Raw genomic sequence first — 16,534 nt, forward strand, 5'->3', positions numbered from 1 at the left:
CAGACACTGCCCTTTATGCTCATCCAATTCATTCATGCAGCCTTAGTGATTTTTAAGCCGAGAGCCTTAGCACATCCTTCCACGTTAGCAGTTTTGATGACCCAGCCTTCGCCACCGGTCAGATGGCTATTGAATACACCTTTGAACTGGTCTTTGAGGACTTTACGAAGCGGTTTGGTGTTGCCACGAAGTACCCAGCAGCGGTCGTTGTACTTCTCGAAAGTAAGCCCCAGCTCCTTGATTGCCTTGATATCCGTGATAGAGATAAGAGTGTCGGTGTCCTTGTCGGGCTTGGTTTTTGCAGTGGTCTTGACAGGTTCGGCTTGCTTTTTCACAGCTTCCTTTGTCTTGACGGTCTTTTCCTTTTGAGATTTTGCCTCCGTTTTAGTGGTTGTTACTTCAACCACTACGCCGGTATGACCAGAAGTGATTTCTTTGATACGGGCATCGTAAGCAGTTTTTACCTGACCACAGATGTTGTTGGCAATAGCCTTCAGTTCTTCAACTGTATCATATTTTGCGAATACGCTTGCGAAATTGCATTTTACTTCGAGATTAGCCATATTGATAATTTTGATGTGTTATACAAAAGTGGTCGGCACCACTAAAGGCACCGACCACAGTTTTTTGATAGACGGGATTTAATCCCAATCTGTTGGATAGAATGAATCGAGTATATCTTCGATTTCTTCGATTTGACCAGTGAGATAATTTATCTCATCGTCATCGTCTGACTGTTGCAGTTCTGCTTCAAGTCGGTCGCGCTCTTCCTCCAGCTCTTCAACCGACATGTTTTCATAATTTGCCATACGTTGATTCCCGCTCCTTACGGGTGTTAGTGTAGAATTATTCGTTTACGGTTAGTTTTCTTGTTGACCACCATAGCAAGGTGGCATTTTGCACCATGCTTCTGACAGAGGTTATATGATTCCACTACATGACGGGATGCCTGGATAAGCTCACCACCGTAGAGAAAGTAATACTTTATAACTTTCTTGCCCTTGGAATTGGTGGTTTCGTCAGTGACGATTTTGTTGATTTCAGTGTTGTTGACGGCGATTGTGTCATTTTTGACTTCGCTTTGGGCATACGCTCCGATTGCCGCTAACATCAGAGCAAATGAGAGAATATATCTTTTCATTGTTCAGGAGTTTTAGAGTTTTGCACTTGCGGCAGCCATCTCAAATTCAGGCTCCGGCATAAAGGTGTACACTTCCACACCGTCAAAGCTGTAATCGTCATTCAACACAAGGCTACCGACCATCTCACGTTTTTCTTTGATAGCTTTTTGCACAGCCTGATAGGTTTCAAGGTCAACACAGATTTCCACGTTGCACATGTTTGCGTCCGGATCGTCATAGAGCAGACAGAAAGCATCGTCATACTCATATTCCTCTACCACATATTCAGCAGAGAAGAACATACCGCTTACAGGACGATTTTCGGAAGTGTACTCCAAAATGGTGTCAACCGGTTCAACTTTGTTGTATTTGATACATGAAGCGGCGGCAGCACAGCCAACGCCACAGAAAGCCGCTGCAAGAGCGATAACACAGAGTTTAAGAAGTGATTTCATTTTTTGAAGTTTTTAGAAGAGTTGATAAAGTTGATGTAATTGCCTCCTGAGCAGGTAGCCACTCTAACGGCTACATGAGGGCGTCCACAGAGATAGTAAACTGTCGTTTTCATTGGTGATGATTTTATGAAGTGAATATTATTTTTCCATACGGATAGAGTTTGCAATGCGAGTTGACAACCCCATTTTGGGAGCGTGTTTGCGAGACGGTCTGCGCCCCTGAGCCACTTTGAAAAGCTCATTTGCGCCCATTTCCCAGACGGTTTTAGAAGTATCGCGGCGCTCAAAATCAGACATTGCTTGTACAGTAGTTTTGCCGTTTGAGGCATGAAGCACCGTAACACGTTTGCCCTCGATAACATAGTGAGCACGAAAACGCAGCTCCGCTTGAAACTGTGCGGCTACATGGTTCCGTTGTTCAGCCATGCGCCCGGCAATTCCCCACACGTTACCGATACGACCCAGCACCACTTTGCGCCGGTGGATGCTGCATTTGCCGATATATTCTATTTCCTCTTGTTTGAAGTTTTCGGCATTGATATGCGCCTCACTCAAACGTAAAAGCCCAACACCATAGGCGTCGAGCTTAGATTTGGGCATAGATGTCCCTTTGAATGTTTTTGTTGCCATTGCTTAAATGTTTGTTAGTTGACGCTTAGGGGACTCGAACCCATTGCACACCAAGAGTGTTTGCAACCACTCCGTATGTTGCGCCAAAAAATCGCGGTTAATCAATCACATTTGAATCCTGTCCGCATAAATCAAATGCGTCCTCATTGTACTCCAATTCAGCTACAATTCGGATAAAAAGCCGGGAACATTGCAGGCTGCTCCTCATAATACTGCACCAATCGTGAATAACTTACGACTGCGATTGTCAGTCAGCCGGCTCACTTTATAAATAACTGATATTCGTGAGTCTAACATCAGTTGTAATATAGTGAGTGAGGGGGTACACAACACCCCCTATATCCGCGTTCACGGATTGCACCCTTGCAAGAGGTTTTAGAAATAAACCTCATCTTTGTTGACGTTCACGATTTCACGGACTTCCTGCCCGTTTTCATCTTCGACCACACGGATGACGCAAAGTTCATCCAGTTCTTCCCAGTTCAGTTCACTTTCGACACTGCGGTCATTGTACTTTTTGTAGTCGCGCCCCTGCTTCAAGCCGCGCAGGATGATTGCGACAGTCCATTTGTCATCCGCGATTTCGGACAGCATGAAGCGAGTTACGCACTTGCCGTCTATCTTTGCCGTCTCTTCCGGCGTAAAGACACGATACACCGTGCCATCTTCATCTTTGTACTTCGCCGGCACGTTCTTGAACACGCACATTTTGCCTGCTTCTGTCTGCATAGACGTATTCCATCCTTTGCGGATAGTTCCGGGGGTATAGCCCTTTTTCGTGACTTTACCCGATTTGTTGGTAGTGGTGAAGCGTTCCACGCCCATTGCGCTCATCCACGCTTCGACGGTCATGCCCTCACATGAGGACAGTTTTTGGGTGTAGAGGTTCTCGAAGGTGCGGAGTACCTGCGTGAGTTGTGAGGTTGCGTTGATGATTTCACGTGAACCTGCGTTAACCTGTTTTGCGTTAAGAGTTACAGAAGTTGCCATGATGGTATAGTGACCCCACACGGGAGCGGTCACAACTGCTTTAAGTTTATACATAGTGGGTACGGGGACGCATTGCAATCCCCTGCGCCGCTTTTGTGTACGGACTTACCCTATAGAGTGTTATTTGATTTTTGTACTTTCCAGACGGGTACAGCTTGTGCTCCTGCCCCAGATAGACACGCCCACAAAGGGGTAACGTCAGTGCGCTTTTCAGGCTGCCTTGCCTGCTTTTTATGCGCAACGTATTTGCACATTCTATCTGTTTTTGCGCCTAATGCTACCTATATGAGTCATTTCACCCTACATGATAGGCAAAGGTTTCCCCCGAATGGTCGCATCACGCCACTCTTCCCCCGTGCGCAGGGGCTGCATCGCTTTATACGCCCGCACTATTGCGGTTTTTACCCACACGATACAATTTTGTTGCATAATCTTTGAAACGGTTTGTTACTTCGATACTTTACACACTTTTCACCTGTAAGCGCAATTCATGGAACTGCAAAGGATAAAGCGAAAATTTGCTAAATTTTCCGCACTCATGGAGTCACGGGATTTCACTTTTCACACCTATTGCCAAAAGCAACTAAGCACCAATATGTCAAGGTTCGCTTGCAAGTTTTTGAGAGGTTCGGGAGCTAATCCGTTTCTCAAATCTTACACCACAATATTGCAGTGGTCAGTGGACGGTTACAACACTTTCTGCAAAAAATTTTTTGAGATAGTCCATCTTTTATATCTATTAAGGTGTAAAGCAGTTTTCAAGAGTGTAAATAGTTGATTATTAAGTAAATAAGAAAATGATTTTTTCTTGAAAAATTTTTTGAGATACCCGAAAATTTATGTTTGAGAAGGTGCTAAAAATGGATGAGGGTATTTTGGAGTGTTAAAAATATGTTAAAAGGTGGAGTTTCACATATATAAAAAGATGTTTCACTTTTGAAAATAGTAAAACAAAAAATTACAATTTTAAGTAAAACAGTGAAAAACATGCACTTAGATTACTTAAGCAAAGATTAAACACTTTTTAACACATGAAGTCAAAAAATAGTGCAAAAATTAGACGTTTCACTTATTGTAAAAGTGAAACAAAAACAAGCTCAAAATATGGCTAACTATCTGAAAATAAATAAAAAACCGGGGTGGGTGGTCTCCTTGCTCTTAAAGGCGTATGTAAATTTTTTCCGATTTTCAAATTTCGATTTTGGTTCACTTTTATATATAAGAGTTACAGCCATCTCAGCCCCACAAAACACCCTGAGATCACTACAATTTAGGGATTCCAATCACGTTCTCCCAGCTTATTTTACCCTCAACCAATCTATTTGCCTGAATATCCAGTAATTAAACCAAATTTGCCCATTCAACCCCAAATCTCGCCCCCAACCACTCCAGCCCCACCAAAATCAAAACCCTCTAAAATGCCCTTATTTTAGCGATTCAATTCCTCAGATGATAAATTACACATCTGAAGAGCTTGCGTCGATTGTAGCGCATCTGAGAGGGTAAATTTAAGGTGTTTGCAATATTCTTCACATCCCAACTTTTATCTTCCTGACTTGGCACCATCATTTTTCTTTCCTGGCACACCAGAAAATCCCTAAAACAGCTTGCCCAAATTTTTCCGGAGGTGATTTTTCAAAACAGTTTTTCGGTCTGGGCGCATCGACGGCGGCGATCCGGGGCGGCGGGGCGCGCGGCATTATTTATAAGAATGTTTTTGAAAAATTAAAAAAGAAATAATTCTAAACCTTCTTCCACTCCCTCCACTCCTTCCACCACACGCAACCTTCACGCATCAAGTTTTGATAAAATTGCTGAGATGTGAACTACGCTGCTATAAAATATTTCTAAACAGTTAATCCAAAAGTGGACTAAACAGTCTTTGTTTAATTTACTGGGAATGGAAGCTACATTGCTAAGAAGTTCTAAGCAGGCTCTTCGCGCTCGCGTGCGCGCCCCCTTTCGAGCGAGATTCTTCTTCGACTTTAGGAGAAGAAGAACGAGTGAGAAAGGGGGATATTCTTTCTTCTTTTTTTCTTTTATTTATTTTCTTTTTTCTTTTTTACTGAAAGCTTTTTTCTTTTTTCGTTTTTTCTTTTCTTTGTTTCGTCTTTCTTGCTCCGGCGGCTATGCCCAAAAGCCAAAAAAATATGCCGAACTTCTCAGCCCGGCACATCGTCTAACCTTTAACTAAAATCTGAATTTATTTCTATGAAACAAAAAATCACTTTTTCTCTCTTCTCATAATAGTTCGGCTCCTCCAAAACTATTCTCGCAGATTATTTGCGAAGTCGCTTTTTCGCTCTGCGCTCTTGTCTGGATGTCTTTTTATGGTTCTCTTCAGGTGCCAGGATTGCATATTGTTTGGGAAGTTCCGGCACTGATTCTTTGGGATGAAATGGCGTTACCATCATCATTGCGCTAATCAGCAGTTGACTTATCATAATTCTCTTCGATTGGTTTAGCTGGCAGCCATGAGAACTGCCATTTATGATTATTAGGAGTTTTCTGAACGATTTTCTGGAAATCAAGTGAGACTGCATTGAAGAAGTTCACCTTAGCAAACTTGTGATGACAGCCATCATCAGTGAAGCAATGAATGTAGATGGTATCTCCTTGCTCCGGATATTTTGCAAACGATCTCCAGGTTAATGACATCAAGTAGTCTTTGAAAGTCATATCAAATGATGAACTTATGATCGGGTACCACCAACCCCTTAGACGGCTTCCAGCCTTTTTCGACTTTCAGTTTCTGGAATTTTTCAATCAAGTCCACCATCACATCATCTTTGACATAACCCAGATGAAGATAAATACATCCGTCGATGTTACGACAGTCTTTGATTGTTTTTGCTGGGATTTTCATCACCATTTTTCCACCTTCATTGCAAGGCTGGAAATCATAATCAGATAACTTGGAATCTAATGCCACGACAGTAACATTGCCAAATTTCTGATATTCAAAATGAATCGGTCTGCTCATTGTATTGGTTTTGAATGACACTGATTTTTATCAATTAATCATACTCTTCTTCCTCAGCCGGATCATGGTCGGGTTCAAGTACCTGATAGTCGTATGCGCCCTTAATGTCATCTTTAGTGAGATTCAGAATATTGATTTTACGTGTAGCTTTACGGATCCTGGCGTAGATACCAGGATCTTCGTTTTCTACGAGATCATTCAGATGTTGAATGGCTGGATAGTTTAATGTCCTGATCCTGCCTCCACCCCTTTTACCATCTGGTGTTTCCAATAGCAATCCAATCTTACGGAGTGAATAAAGACAAGCACTGAGAGTGGGAATGGAGATTTTGATTTTGATTGCCAGTTCTTTTACGGACAGTGAGCAATCGCCGGTTTCATTGGTTTCCTCCAAAATAGTGGCAAGCACCATCAGTTCATTCCGGCTTAAAAAGTATATCAGGACTTTAGGAATGGGTAGAACCATCCCATTGAACACTTCCTCAGTTTCAACAGTGGCAAGTACCTGATATTTGACCTTGGGCAATGTAATGCCTCCCCGTAACTGTTTAGGGTCAAGCGTGATTACAATAGGTTCTGGTTGTGGGAGCTTTGCTCTTTGCGGTATTCGCTTCATGTTATGCGGTATTCATAACACTGCTTTCATCACGTTAGGATTGTATCATCCTCATTTACTGAAAACAAAGTTACTTAATAATTTAAGTTTGCCCAAAATAATGGAGCATTATTTCTATCAGTTTTAATTTTTAATAGTAACTTTGCAAGTTATAATGTTTCCCAGCGATGAAAACCCTTGATCAAATATACCGATACACATCTGATTGTCAATTCTCTGATGGGGATTGGCAGAAAATTCTTGACTATTGTCGGAAGCTTTATGGAGGCGGAAAAATTCATAAAACTATAAATCCTAAAGCTCAATCAACCTATGCTAATTTTTTGAGTTGGTTGGAAAATGGTTTCGGGTCTGGTGATATGGTTCAATATGGCAATACAATGGGAATTGTTGGATATAGTTTGCCTGACAAAATCATTTTGGCCGCCTATTGTGATTATGAAGGCAATCTTATCATTAATGAAATGGAAGTGTTAGAGCCGGAAAGACTGATGACACTGGATTGGGATAAAAGACAGCATTGGAAACGTCTAATGTTTGAGGCTGACATGGATTTTTCAGTTCGTGCCGGGAGAATGGTCACAATGTACACCCCCAAAAAATATTTTTATGTTACTTTAGAAAATGAGGATGGTGGTGAATCTGGTGTGGGAATGTATTTAGAAACAGCAAATTGTCAATATCATTTTTTAGCATTTCTTAGTGGTGAAGAGTTAAAAATGGATTATTGGATAGATTGCAACTATACACCCCTTAGACAAGCTACGGAAGCTGATATAAAGCGATTACATACTGCCACCTCCAATGCTGGATGGTCGTACAATGAACGATTCCATAAATTTGTGAAAACCACCAAACGTGGGAAGAATAATGTGTATTGGTATCTTAATGATCGGTTTGAACTGGTGATGGATAGGGATGACGGAACCAGAAAACACACTGATAGATTAAATGCCGGTAACTATATTTTAGATTATACTGAAGGTCTCTTATTTATGAAAGAGGTCAGACAAATGAGGGGGAAAGCTTAAAGCCGTCCCCCTTATTTTTATCGCTGGTCAATAGGTTTGAATGTAGATTTGAGCGCCACAGTGTACCAATAATCTTCTGCATCTGAAATCGGGATTTTGATTGCCTCTGATTCTTGATTGTGGGCTTGATTCCATTGCTGGATTTTGTCGTGAGAGAAGGCGTACATTCCTATGGGACCGCCTCTCAATGAAGATTTTTCATTCAAACAACCAAGAATTTCTTTCTCGTTGACGTATAGATAATCCTTATAGTCCTGTTTGAAGTGGATGAAATTATCATACTGATGTTTGTTGTAGAACAACGCCCAGCAGTAAGCGATAATTTCCATATCTGTGAGTTTTGCCCAGCCATCATGCTCATCATCCTCAGCAAGCATGATGATTTGTCTGAGGTATGCTCTATTAAGCTGGGCTTGTTCTTTAGTTATCTCATACGGCTGTAGGGTTTGCGGAGTTATACCACGCAAATCCAGCACACCTTCTTTAGTGATAGTATACTCCCCATTTTCCAGAGGGAATTTGAAGATTAGCTGAAGTCTCTTCCGGTCATAGGCATTGACTTTTCGGATGGAATAACTTTTATCCCATATTTTAACTGGCTTATAATTGGATGCAGCATCGTTAAAATCAGCCGCTATATCCAAAACCAGCCGGTCAAGAATCCGTTTTTCAATTTTGCATCCCCATATATCATCTGGAGTAAATTCTTCATCATCTTCAGGAGCGCACAGATCATACAGAGAGCTAAGAGCATACGCTGCATGAAGCATGAAGGGCTGATCGCTTATTTCCCACGGCTCTTTCAGTAGAGTGTCAATGTCTGACTTATCGTAGGGCTTATATTCGTTACTCATTGTCTGGAAGGATTGAGTTGATGGTGTCGATTAAGTCCAGCGCATACGGCGATGGACTTTTCAATATATTCATCACATTGAGCTTAATGATACGATACATGGTAGCGCCTATAGGATCTCCAGGATTGTGCATACAAGAGAATATAGCTTGCGCGATAGTATCTGTATTACCATGTGCAACAGCTCCACATTTGTCTTTCTTATGAGCAATGATAAAGAAATCGGCATCATCGCCCATGATCTGTCTTGCTTGGTCAAGCAGATGTTCGGTTTTTTGTTTCATTAACTTCAGATTGAAGGTTAAAACTGCTTTTCATCAATTTTGTATATCTTGGCGGTTGATAAAGAACCTACAATGTTCATCACCTACTTTCCAAGTGGGTGGAATCTGATTGTAGGGACCATTATCATCGGATTCTATCTGTTTATCATATCTAAAACAGTGATAACGGTCTAAGCAAGCACGAGCGTTGCATTTTTTATTATTCCGTTTCAATGATTGATATGCTTTTAATGATATTTCTATTGCAGTAATTGGTAATTGAGATATAAAGCGTTCTGGGATTGTTCCGATCACCCATATATCATTGGATTCAAAAAGGGAACCGTCAGGACGCATAAAATATCGTTTTTTGCCCTTACCGCCTAAAAGCAATGTTTTGTCTTTTTTATCTGCTACCGGGTATATCTTCAGACATTGATTTTTTACGACCTCCATATATTGATGAGGATAGGCTATCAAATCTTCCCAAAAAGCACAATCATAGCATACTCCTTCCTTTTGCATAAGGTATGCAATTCTATTTTGAGAATTATAACCAAGCGTCCAAATCTTTTTGCCGCAAGACTTGCAAGTGCCGATATTATCCAATAACATATAAATTTATATTTGTATTGAATCAAAGATATTCGTAATTTCATCATCCCTTATGCCAAGATATATGAGAGTGGTGTCTAAGCTGGAATGTTTGAAAATCCTGTTGAGGTACATTAGCGTCTTTTCATCTCGACCACCTTTATCATATACATATCTTCCAAAAGTCTTACGAAACGTATGGGTACTGAAGTTTTCAATATCCAATTCATATTTTTTCGTCCATTGTTTTAATGTACGATTAATATACTGAATTGAGACCGGCTTGTCATTCTCGCCTTTATGATTTATAAGAATCAACTCCTTTTTAGACGGTTTGCCCATCAACTTGTGAAGCGTGACAAAATGATCAGCAGCATTTTGTCCGATAGGGATTACATGGGTCTTGTTTGTCTTTTTTGCAGTGATTACGATTTTTCGTTGATCAAGGACATCTGACCATTTAAGTTTACATACATCAGAAAAACGCAATCCAGTACAGAAAGACAGGATGCAATAACAGGCCCACCAATACTTTTTTTCGTTGATAAGGGTCTGTACGAGTTTTTGATAATCGGCATACGGCAAATAATCTGCCGTTGTCACACTTCCTTTCATGCTCATACAATTCAGATTTTAGTTTCGCAAAATTATCTCTAAAAAGTGAAACATCCAAATATTTTTGATTGTTTCACTTTCCAAAAAATGTTAAACATAGCGTAAATAATTGGTTAGGCGATGATTATACGATTAAATAAGTTTCACTTTTTTCTAAATAGGATTATCTAAAACACAAGACTAAGGAGAAGTACCTATATAGAAATAGGGAGCGTGAGTCGGTATTGTTCACGCTCCCTATGGGCTACTGCCCTATGAGTAGTTAAGGAATTACATTGTTCCAGTATGACCGAATCCCTGAACTCCGCGTTCTGTTTGAGATAGTTCAGTAACAACCTCAAAAGGATCCGATACATAGTCTTTTACGACAAGTTGTGCGATTTTGGTGCCCTGTTTGATGATGAAGGGGGTGGTTTCATAACTCTTTATGATAACCCCCACATTGCCACGATAATTTTCGTCGATAGTGCCATCCAACACGTCGGCATCAAATCTTTTAAGAACATCAGGCTCTTCTATAGATACGCCTTCCATTCCGTTAACGGAAAATCCACTACGAGGACGCATATTGCCTTCTGTTTTAGGATTAAGCTCTATGGCTATATCGAGCTTAACAACATTTCTACCCGGCTTGATAGTCACATCCGTAGGAGTGAATACATCGTAACCGGCGGCATATTCGTCTGCTCGCTTAGGGATTTTAGCACCTGGGGATAATAAAACTACTTTCATCTTTTCTTTATATAATAGTATCTATTAAAATCATTTACTTGTATTACTCTTTAAGACGAGATATTCGCTTTCCAGCATAACTGAGTTTTTAAGCATTTTGCGAGTGGAATATATTTTTCTATCTTCCCCAATCGCTGCATCAAACTCAAATAATGTGAGATGCCCCACATCATCCGGCTCTATCTGAAAATCTGGTGGCACAACTCTCCAGTATCTTTTATTGACCGAAATAATATCTCCATAAGCGGCTTTGATTAATGATTGTCGGATTGTGCCTGTCAAGGTGGCTGCTTCACTGATTGATTTGAAAATTGCCACTAAGACATAAGACGCATCAAATGCCACTATAGTAGTCGGTTTATTGTTGATCTCCGGCTGTGTCATTCTTTCTTTCTTTTATTATGTCTTTAAGAACTTCCGAAGGCAACCTCTGAGCGGCTAAACTATAAATGTAACTGTGACTGTAAGCAACACCATCACTGATTGCATCAGTCAACAGTCCATTAAAGTAAAGGAACATATCAGGATTTACAAATGCCAGAAAGATAAAAGCCAACTCTGCTTCTACCAAGATATGACCATTTGTATTCTGAAAGAATAGCTCAGAAGTCTTTTTACCGGATGCTTTAGCAAGTATTTCTATAAAATGCTTATTCATTCGCATAAACACTTTATAGTCGATTTGCAGTTTGTTAGCTTCTATATAAGCGGTGTAATCAAATACAGCCTTATTTTCGGCTAAGATACCAAAATGCAAATCTGAAATCTCCGGCAAAAGAGTTTCTTCGGTAGGTATTTCTTTTTTTAGGATCGTAACTTTATAATCCATTGCTTTTATAATGTATCAAATACATCCATGATTTTGGTTTCCGTGATGCTGGCGATAACAAAATCAGCCATTGTGCCCTTCATGCCTTTCAGGAAATTGTCATAGGCGGTACGGAAATCTTGCGCCTGAACAAGATAATATACAGGTGTGAGTTTTTCGACAGCAGTCTTTTCATCTATGTTGATGAAGTTGGCTTTCACCTTATACCAAAAATCACCTTCGGCATTGCGGAATATTTCAACGATATTGGATTTCTTGACTGCTGAGACAGTAAACTCACCACTGATATAAGGCGATACCTCTTTAGTTACACGTGCTTCAGCTTCTGTAAAAGAGAGAGCTTTGACTATGTACGGTTCATTTACCTTTTTGAATTTGCCGTTTTCTAACTGTTTGTTGAATTTGACTTTTGCTTCTATAAAAGTCTCCATGATTACATTGTTTTGAATTAAACTGCGTGTCATCAATTTTTTATCTCATCCAGATTGATGTATAAAGCATCATCAGGAATTTTGTCTGGTCCAAATGCTCTGGGGTACTTGTATAGCTCCCAACTATAAGGTGTGTATCGTTTGAAAATATAGGTTTCATGGTTAGTACCTATTTTCAAGCATATATTACAATTCTCAGAAGGAGGATTGATTTTAAGACTTTTCCAATTCATTATTGTATAATTAGTAAGAGTTATTGGTGTACTCCTATTTATAATAGTATATGGTGTATAGTAATATTGAGTAAAGTGAAACAATGTATGCCGTAACCTGCTGACAATAAGCTATAAAAATTTTTGATTTTTTTTATTTTACCTGTGTATTGATAAGATTGTAGGTGTGCAGGATTTATCCAACTGGCTATACAGTTAGACTATTACCAGTAAAATAAACAATTATGCGTAAACGTACTGAAAATAATTCCAACGGTAATTTCTTTACTGATGAGGCGCTTGTAGCAAGCTATAATCTGGTCAAGAAAACTATTGTGGAATATACAGATGAGTTAACTCGTCGATGCCGATATAAAAGCATTGTCAGCCAAGTTGAGGATGGGACAGTTATGGATGACCGTTCCAGACTTATTGATTTGTATGAGGCATGTTATATCCAGAACGCTCACCTACAGGGAACTATTGCAACCTTATTCTCTCAGCTTGTCGGTAAGCGTTATATGTTTGCTCGTGAAGATAAGGAGGGCAAATGGATAAGGGATCCCAAACAGTCTAAAATATGTCAAGGTTCTCAATTTGAAAAGATTATCAAGGGCATTATTGAGGCTGAGTTATATGGATATACTTTGCTTGAAATCATGCCTGACTTAGACCCTGAGACCGGTTTGTTAAGAGAGGTCAATAGTATCGAGCGTCGTTGTGTATTGCCGGATCAACGTCGAGTAATACAGCATTGGTGTCAGTGGAGCCCAGGCTGGGACTTGGATTCAGAACAATATAAACATAACTATATTCTGGTGAATACTGGCGGCTTCGGCTTGTTCGCAGCCACAACACCTAATATTCTTGCTCAGAAATATACTGTAAGTAACTGGGTTAACTTCAGTCACACTTATGGTCAGCCTATCATTCATGGTAAAACTGAGGCAGAGGATAATGAGTCCAGACAACGACTTGCCCGAAAAATTGGATCTGCTGCTCAAAATAAAGTGCTTGTTACTGGCAAGGGTGATGAGATTGACATTAAGGCATTTGCCGCCTCCAATTCTGAGAAAATATATGAGACTTTAGCTGAATTTACCAATAAGGAAAATGACAGCTTAATTCTTGGCTCTGAATCAATGGCTGGTGCCACTCAGTCGTATGTCGGTTCCACCAAAGCACATGAAAATATATATCGTGCTCGAATCCATTCTTATCGTACCCGAATCGAAAACGTGATGAACGAACAGGTAGTTCCTGTTTTAAGATACTGGGGTATTATCTCTGATGATGTGTACTTTAAGTACATGAACAAAATCGAAATGTCAGATGAGAATAAAATTAAGCTTTATGACATGCTGACAGACAAATATGAAATTGAGCCTGAAGAAATCAATAAAGAATGGGGTGTCGAGGTTGGTAAACAGCGCAATTTTGAAGCCGGCACCAGTGGCGGCGGTCTTGGAGATTGGGATGAAGATGGTGATGGCGATGGTCATCGTATGAGTGATGAAGAATATTACAAACGCTATGGGCATCACCGGAATCGAGTAAATTTTCTGTCAGGGGTGCATTAAAAGGCGGATGCACCTCTGAATTGGTTAAGCGATCGAAAGCTGCCATGACAGAAGAACAACAAACTGAGCATGACAGCGACTATCAGTCTTTAACAGCCTTATTTATTGCATTGTTGAAATCCCTGCATAATGATGACAAGGAAGAGACACTTTATGCTCTTTCAGAGTTAAGAACCGATATAGCTTTTAAGCATGTTGTCAAAGGTTTAGGTATCAGCATTGATGAAGCAATTACACTGTTGGAAAATGCCAATGATGATAATTTAACTAAGCATGACAAGGATCTTATTGATCGGCTTAAAGCAGCTATCCTAAATCTGATAGATTTCTCAGTTTGTGAGGAATATCAGTTGTATGATGAGGTCATAGATATAGTTGGTGATTCTGAGATTGATTTTAATTCAGATGATTATGATGAGTTATTGGCATTGTGTAAAAAGTACAATGATCAATATGCTGCTATTGAAAATGGCGATATTGAATATGCCGGCGCAGTGGCTGCACTTTGGCTAAAAATGTCAGCAACAGATTATGCCGTCTATTGGACTCAAAATGATGCTAAAGTAAGACCCTGGCACATGGCGTTACAGGGTTATGCCGCCCCCAGAGATGAATTTCCTGCTTGGATGATACCTCCTATCGAATATAACTGTCGTTGTTTCTTGGAGATTCTTGAGGTTCCTCGCGCTAACGCTAAACTCAGTCATATCAAAGGTTCTGCTAAAAATGTGACACCACCAAAGCAATTAGATGGAGTGTTTAGTGAATCTCTTGCAAAATGTGGTCGTATTTTTAGTTCTGCTCATAGTTATTTTTCTGTTAAAGAAACAGATAAATCCATGCTTGCTGGATTTGTAACCCGGTTAAAGGAGAAGTATCATGTCTCGTAGTAAGTTTGACCCCAGTAAAGTTAAAACCCAATTTGGGAAACTTTATTATGAAGGGGAACAACTTGGTTCTTATAGAGAACGACAATATAAGCAGTGGCTTCGTAGTCAAAACGGGGGTACTGTTAAGGGGCGTGCTACTTTTCCAAAACAATATGGGAAATATTTTAGTGCCGGCACTAAATTCACTACTCGTCAAGGTCATTTGGCTTCTTGGGCAAAGCCAATGGCTCTTAGGGGTGGTGCAAATCCTAATTATAACTGGAGCCGTGTTAATTATTTGGATTCTAATGGTGGAGTTCGTAAAGCTTCTTCAAGTGGACGTTGGGGTTCGGATATAAATCAAGGGAAACGTGGTTCTGATAGTTCTGCTACTGTACTTCACGGCACAAAACAATGGATTCGTCAAATTCAAATCAGCTTATATGCTTTAAGAGTGCAGTCTGAGAATTTCCGTGTAGTCGTAGGACGCAGGGCAATGAAGGTGTTCCAGAACTCATTCAAATATCAACAATTCTATAGCAGTCGTTCCCGTGCATGGGCTTCGCTTGCCCCTTATACTTTGAAGAAAAGAGCAAGTCGAGGCACCGGTAGTCGTATTTTGAAAGAGTATGGAGATTTGTATAACTCTATCAAAATGGATGAACATGCTGGAGTAATGACTTCGAGGATTTATACTGATATTGTGCCATCAAATGCAGCCCATCATAAAAAGCACAGTATTTGTTATGCCGGCTACCATAATGAAGGCAAAGGAACGTATGGTAGTGGATGGAATGGCCATAAGCCTAAGCCATATATTAAACGACAATTTATGGGTCATTCCAGTTATCTCAACCCCTTTACAGATAGCTTTATGAGAAAAATGATGAAGCTGTACCTATTTGACAGTGTATTCTTAGTTAAAAAGACCTAACCTATTATCAATAAAGAAACAGCGATGATTATAGATAAAAAGAATAATAAGGTCATTAGCGGCAATAAGACAAGTGCATTAGCCCCTGAAGCTACTCCTCAAGAGAAGCCGGTAAAGCCTATCCAAGTGGAATCGAATGGTCCTATGGATGTATTAAAAGCTTTCAAAACAATTCTTCGTGAAGTTAAATGGGAGTATGGTGTACCGGATAGCCCAGCAATTTTCAAAACTGTGCAAATTGATGATGGGCAATATGAGCGCATAATATCACCCAGTGGTAATAAAGAAGAGACAATGGGTTTTCCCGCTGCATTTGTTCACTTCATTAACTGGAGGTACCTTGTTCAACAGTCCAGAATTAATGAAGGTCGAGCAGAATTGAGAATCAGGTTTATTCTCAATAGCTTAAATGTGCATGAAGATGATCACGATATGGACGTGTATTATGTAGCTGAACGTATTCATCAGACAATTCAAGAGAACATCAGCAAATATGAATGTCTGCAAGAGAGATGTCAGCTTGAATATATTGATCCAATGGAAAGTTTTGATCACGGATTACAACCATGCTGGATGACTTATGAAATTTGGTTCAAACAAAAGAATATTTGGATTACCAGAAATAAAATGTATAAAAAATTCGTTTGCCCGCCATTCACTAATCATGCTGACCAAGACCCTACTATTGAAGGCGTAAATCCTGATAATCATACTAACTTGGATCATCCTAAGACGTATGATGAAGCAACGGACTATACTAATTAGCAAAATACAATGTAATAAACTATATATCAAA

24 protein-coding genes are annotated in these 16,534 nt (G+C 39.9%); 6 read left to right on the top strand and 18 right to left on the bottom strand.

Annotation, left to right across the window (positions count from 1 at the left end; all coding sequences use genetic code 11):
* Positions 1–32: 32 nt before the first annotated feature.
* From C5S62_RS07675 to C5S62_RS14035, 7 genes are all read right to left on the bottom strand, one after another.
* The gene (locus C5S62_RS07675) at positions 33–563 is read right to left on the bottom strand and encodes a hypothetical protein (RefSeq protein WP_104404796.1); all 531 of its coding nucleotides are present in this window, start codon (positions 561–563) and stop codon (positions 33–35) included.
* 78 nt (positions 564–641) lie between these two features.
* On the bottom strand, positions 642–809 hold the full coding sequence (locus C5S62_RS13605) for a hypothetical protein (RefSeq protein ID WP_190311567.1): 168 nt from the start codon (positions 807–809) through the stop codon (positions 642–644).
* A 26-nt stretch (positions 810–835) separates the two neighbouring features.
* Positions 836–1,141 carry a hypothetical protein gene (locus tag C5S62_RS07680; protein ID WP_104404797.1) on the bottom strand — a complete coding sequence of 102 codons (306 nt, stop codon included), beginning with the start codon at positions 1,139–1,141 and terminating at the stop codon, positions 836–838.
* Between the two features lie 12 nt (positions 1,142–1,153).
* The gene (locus tag C5S62_RS07685; protein ID WP_104404798.1) at positions 1,154–1,576 is read right to left on the bottom strand and encodes a hypothetical protein; all 423 of its coding nucleotides are present in this window, start codon (positions 1,574–1,576) and stop codon (positions 1,154–1,156) included.
* A 138-nt stretch (positions 1,577–1,714) separates the two neighbouring features.
* The gene (locus tag C5S62_RS07690; RefSeq protein WP_104404799.1) at positions 1,715–2,206 is read right to left on the bottom strand and encodes a hypothetical protein; all 492 of its coding nucleotides are present in this window, start codon (positions 2,204–2,206) and stop codon (positions 1,715–1,717) included.
* A gap of 375 nt (positions 2,207–2,581) precedes the next feature.
* Positions 2,582–3,250 (bottom strand): hypothetical protein, encoded by a 669-nt coding sequence (locus C5S62_RS07695; RefSeq protein ID WP_104404800.1) that lies wholly within the window; start codon positions 3,248–3,250, stop codon positions 2,582–2,584.
* A gap of 246 nt (positions 3,251–3,496) precedes the next feature.
* A complete protein-coding gene (locus C5S62_RS14035; RefSeq protein ID WP_255400147.1) occupies positions 3,497–3,625 on the bottom strand; it encodes a hypothetical protein in 129 nt (42 codons plus the stop codon).
* Positions 3,626–5,096: 1,471 nt separating this feature from the next.
* Between C5S62_RS14035 and C5S62_RS13270 the strand changes: the two genes are divergently transcribed.
* Positions 5,097–5,390, top strand: coding sequence for a hypothetical protein (locus C5S62_RS13270; RefSeq protein WP_133159536.1), 294 nt, complete (start codon positions 5,097–5,099; stop codon positions 5,388–5,390).
* 227 nt (positions 5,391–5,617) lie between these two features.
* Here C5S62_RS13270 and C5S62_RS07705 read toward each other — a convergent pair whose 3' ends face one another.
* The 3 genes from C5S62_RS07705 to C5S62_RS07715 are packed head-to-tail and all read right to left on the bottom strand — an operon-like array spanning position 5,618 to position 6,795.
* Positions 5,618–5,854, bottom strand: a complete 237-nt coding sequence (locus tag C5S62_RS07705; RefSeq protein WP_133159537.1) for a hypothetical protein — start codon at positions 5,852–5,854, stop codon at positions 5,618–5,620.
* 22 nt (positions 5,855–5,876) lie between these two features.
* Entirely contained in the window at positions 5,877–6,179 is a 303-nt protein-coding gene (locus C5S62_RS07710) for a hypothetical protein (protein WP_104404803.1), read from the bottom strand.
* A 34-nt stretch (positions 6,180–6,213) separates the two neighbouring features.
* On the bottom strand, positions 6,214–6,795 hold the full coding sequence (locus C5S62_RS07715) for a hypothetical protein (RefSeq protein WP_133159538.1): 582 nt from the start codon (positions 6,793–6,795) through the stop codon (positions 6,214–6,216).
* 167 nt (positions 6,796–6,962) lie between these two features.
* Between C5S62_RS07715 and C5S62_RS07720 the strand changes: the two genes are divergently transcribed.
* The gene (locus C5S62_RS07720; protein WP_104404805.1) at positions 6,963–7,826 is read left to right on the top strand and encodes a hypothetical protein; all 864 of its coding nucleotides are present in this window, start codon (positions 6,963–6,965) and stop codon (positions 7,824–7,826) included.
* A gap of 17 nt (positions 7,827–7,843) precedes the next feature.
* Here the strand turns inward: C5S62_RS07720 and C5S62_RS07725 are convergent, their stop codons facing one another.
* From C5S62_RS07725 to C5S62_RS07760, 8 genes are all read right to left on the bottom strand, one after another.
* Positions 7,844–8,680, bottom strand: a complete 837-nt coding sequence (locus tag C5S62_RS07725) for a hypothetical protein (protein ID WP_104404806.1) — start codon at positions 8,678–8,680, stop codon at positions 7,844–7,846.
* The gene (locus tag C5S62_RS07730) at positions 8,673–8,963 is read right to left on the bottom strand and encodes a hypothetical protein (RefSeq protein ID WP_104404807.1); all 291 of its coding nucleotides are present in this window, start codon (positions 8,961–8,963) and stop codon (positions 8,673–8,675) included. Before C5S62_RS07730 ends, C5S62_RS07725 begins: the two co-directional genes overlap by 8 nt.
* Positions 8,964–8,996: 33 nt before the next feature.
* Complete coding sequence (locus C5S62_RS07735) at positions 8,997–9,557, bottom strand: hypothetical protein (RefSeq protein ID WP_133159539.1); 561 nt, start codon at positions 9,555–9,557, stop codon at positions 8,997–8,999.
* A 6-nt stretch (positions 9,558–9,563) separates the two neighbouring features.
* Positions 9,564–10,157: a tyrosine-type recombinase/integrase gene (locus C5S62_RS07740; RefSeq protein WP_104404809.1), complete on the bottom strand. Its 594-nt coding sequence runs from the start codon at positions 10,155–10,157 to the stop codon at positions 9,564–9,566.
* A gap of 264 nt (positions 10,158–10,421) precedes the next feature.
* Positions 10,422–10,883 carry a dUTP diphosphatase gene (dut, locus tag C5S62_RS07745; RefSeq protein ID WP_104404810.1) on the bottom strand — a complete coding sequence of 154 codons (462 nt, stop codon included), beginning with the start codon at positions 10,881–10,883 and terminating at the stop codon, positions 10,422–10,424.
* Between the two features lie 30 nt (positions 10,884–10,913).
* Positions 10,914–11,267, bottom strand: coding sequence for a hypothetical protein (locus tag C5S62_RS07750; protein ID WP_104404811.1), 354 nt, complete (start codon positions 11,265–11,267; stop codon positions 10,914–10,916).
* Positions 11,242–11,712 (bottom strand): hypothetical protein, encoded by a 471-nt coding sequence (locus C5S62_RS07755; RefSeq protein ID WP_104404812.1) that lies wholly within the window; start codon positions 11,710–11,712, stop codon positions 11,242–11,244. The genes C5S62_RS07750 and C5S62_RS07755 overlap by 26 nt, the downstream gene beginning before the upstream one ends.
* Before the next feature lie 5 nt (positions 11,713–11,717).
* Positions 11,718–12,146: a DUF4494 domain-containing protein gene (locus C5S62_RS07760; protein ID WP_190311574.1), complete on the bottom strand. Its 429-nt coding sequence runs from the start codon at positions 12,144–12,146 to the stop codon at positions 11,718–11,720.
* A gap of 454 nt (positions 12,147–12,600) precedes the next feature.
* Between C5S62_RS07760 and C5S62_RS07765 the strand changes: the two genes are divergently transcribed.
* From C5S62_RS07765 to C5S62_RS07785, 4 genes are read left to right on the top strand one after another with little or no spacing between them, the layout of a single operon-like run.
* Complete coding sequence (locus tag C5S62_RS07765) at positions 12,601–13,935, top strand: DUF935 family protein (RefSeq protein ID WP_104404813.1); 1,335 nt, start codon at positions 12,601–12,603, stop codon at positions 13,933–13,935.
* Between the two features lie 44 nt (positions 13,936–13,979).
* Entirely contained in the window at positions 13,980–14,825 is an 846-nt protein-coding gene (locus C5S62_RS07770; protein ID WP_104404814.1) for a hypothetical protein, read from the top strand.
* Positions 14,815–15,738 (top strand): hypothetical protein, encoded by a 924-nt coding sequence (locus C5S62_RS13275; RefSeq protein ID WP_133159540.1) that lies wholly within the window; start codon positions 14,815–14,817, stop codon positions 15,736–15,738. The genes C5S62_RS07770 and C5S62_RS13275 overlap by 11 nt, the downstream gene beginning before the upstream one ends.
* Before the next feature lie 24 nt (positions 15,739–15,762).
* The gene (locus C5S62_RS07785) at positions 15,763–16,503 is read left to right on the top strand and encodes a hypothetical protein (protein ID WP_104404817.1); all 741 of its coding nucleotides are present in this window, start codon (positions 15,763–15,765) and stop codon (positions 16,501–16,503) included.
* Positions 16,504–16,534: the final 31 nt, after the last annotated feature.

This window comes from Prevotella sp. MGM2, from assembly GCF_002933955.1.
Lineage (GTDB): Bacteria > Bacteroidota > Bacteroidia > Bacteroidales > Bacteroidaceae > Alloprevotella.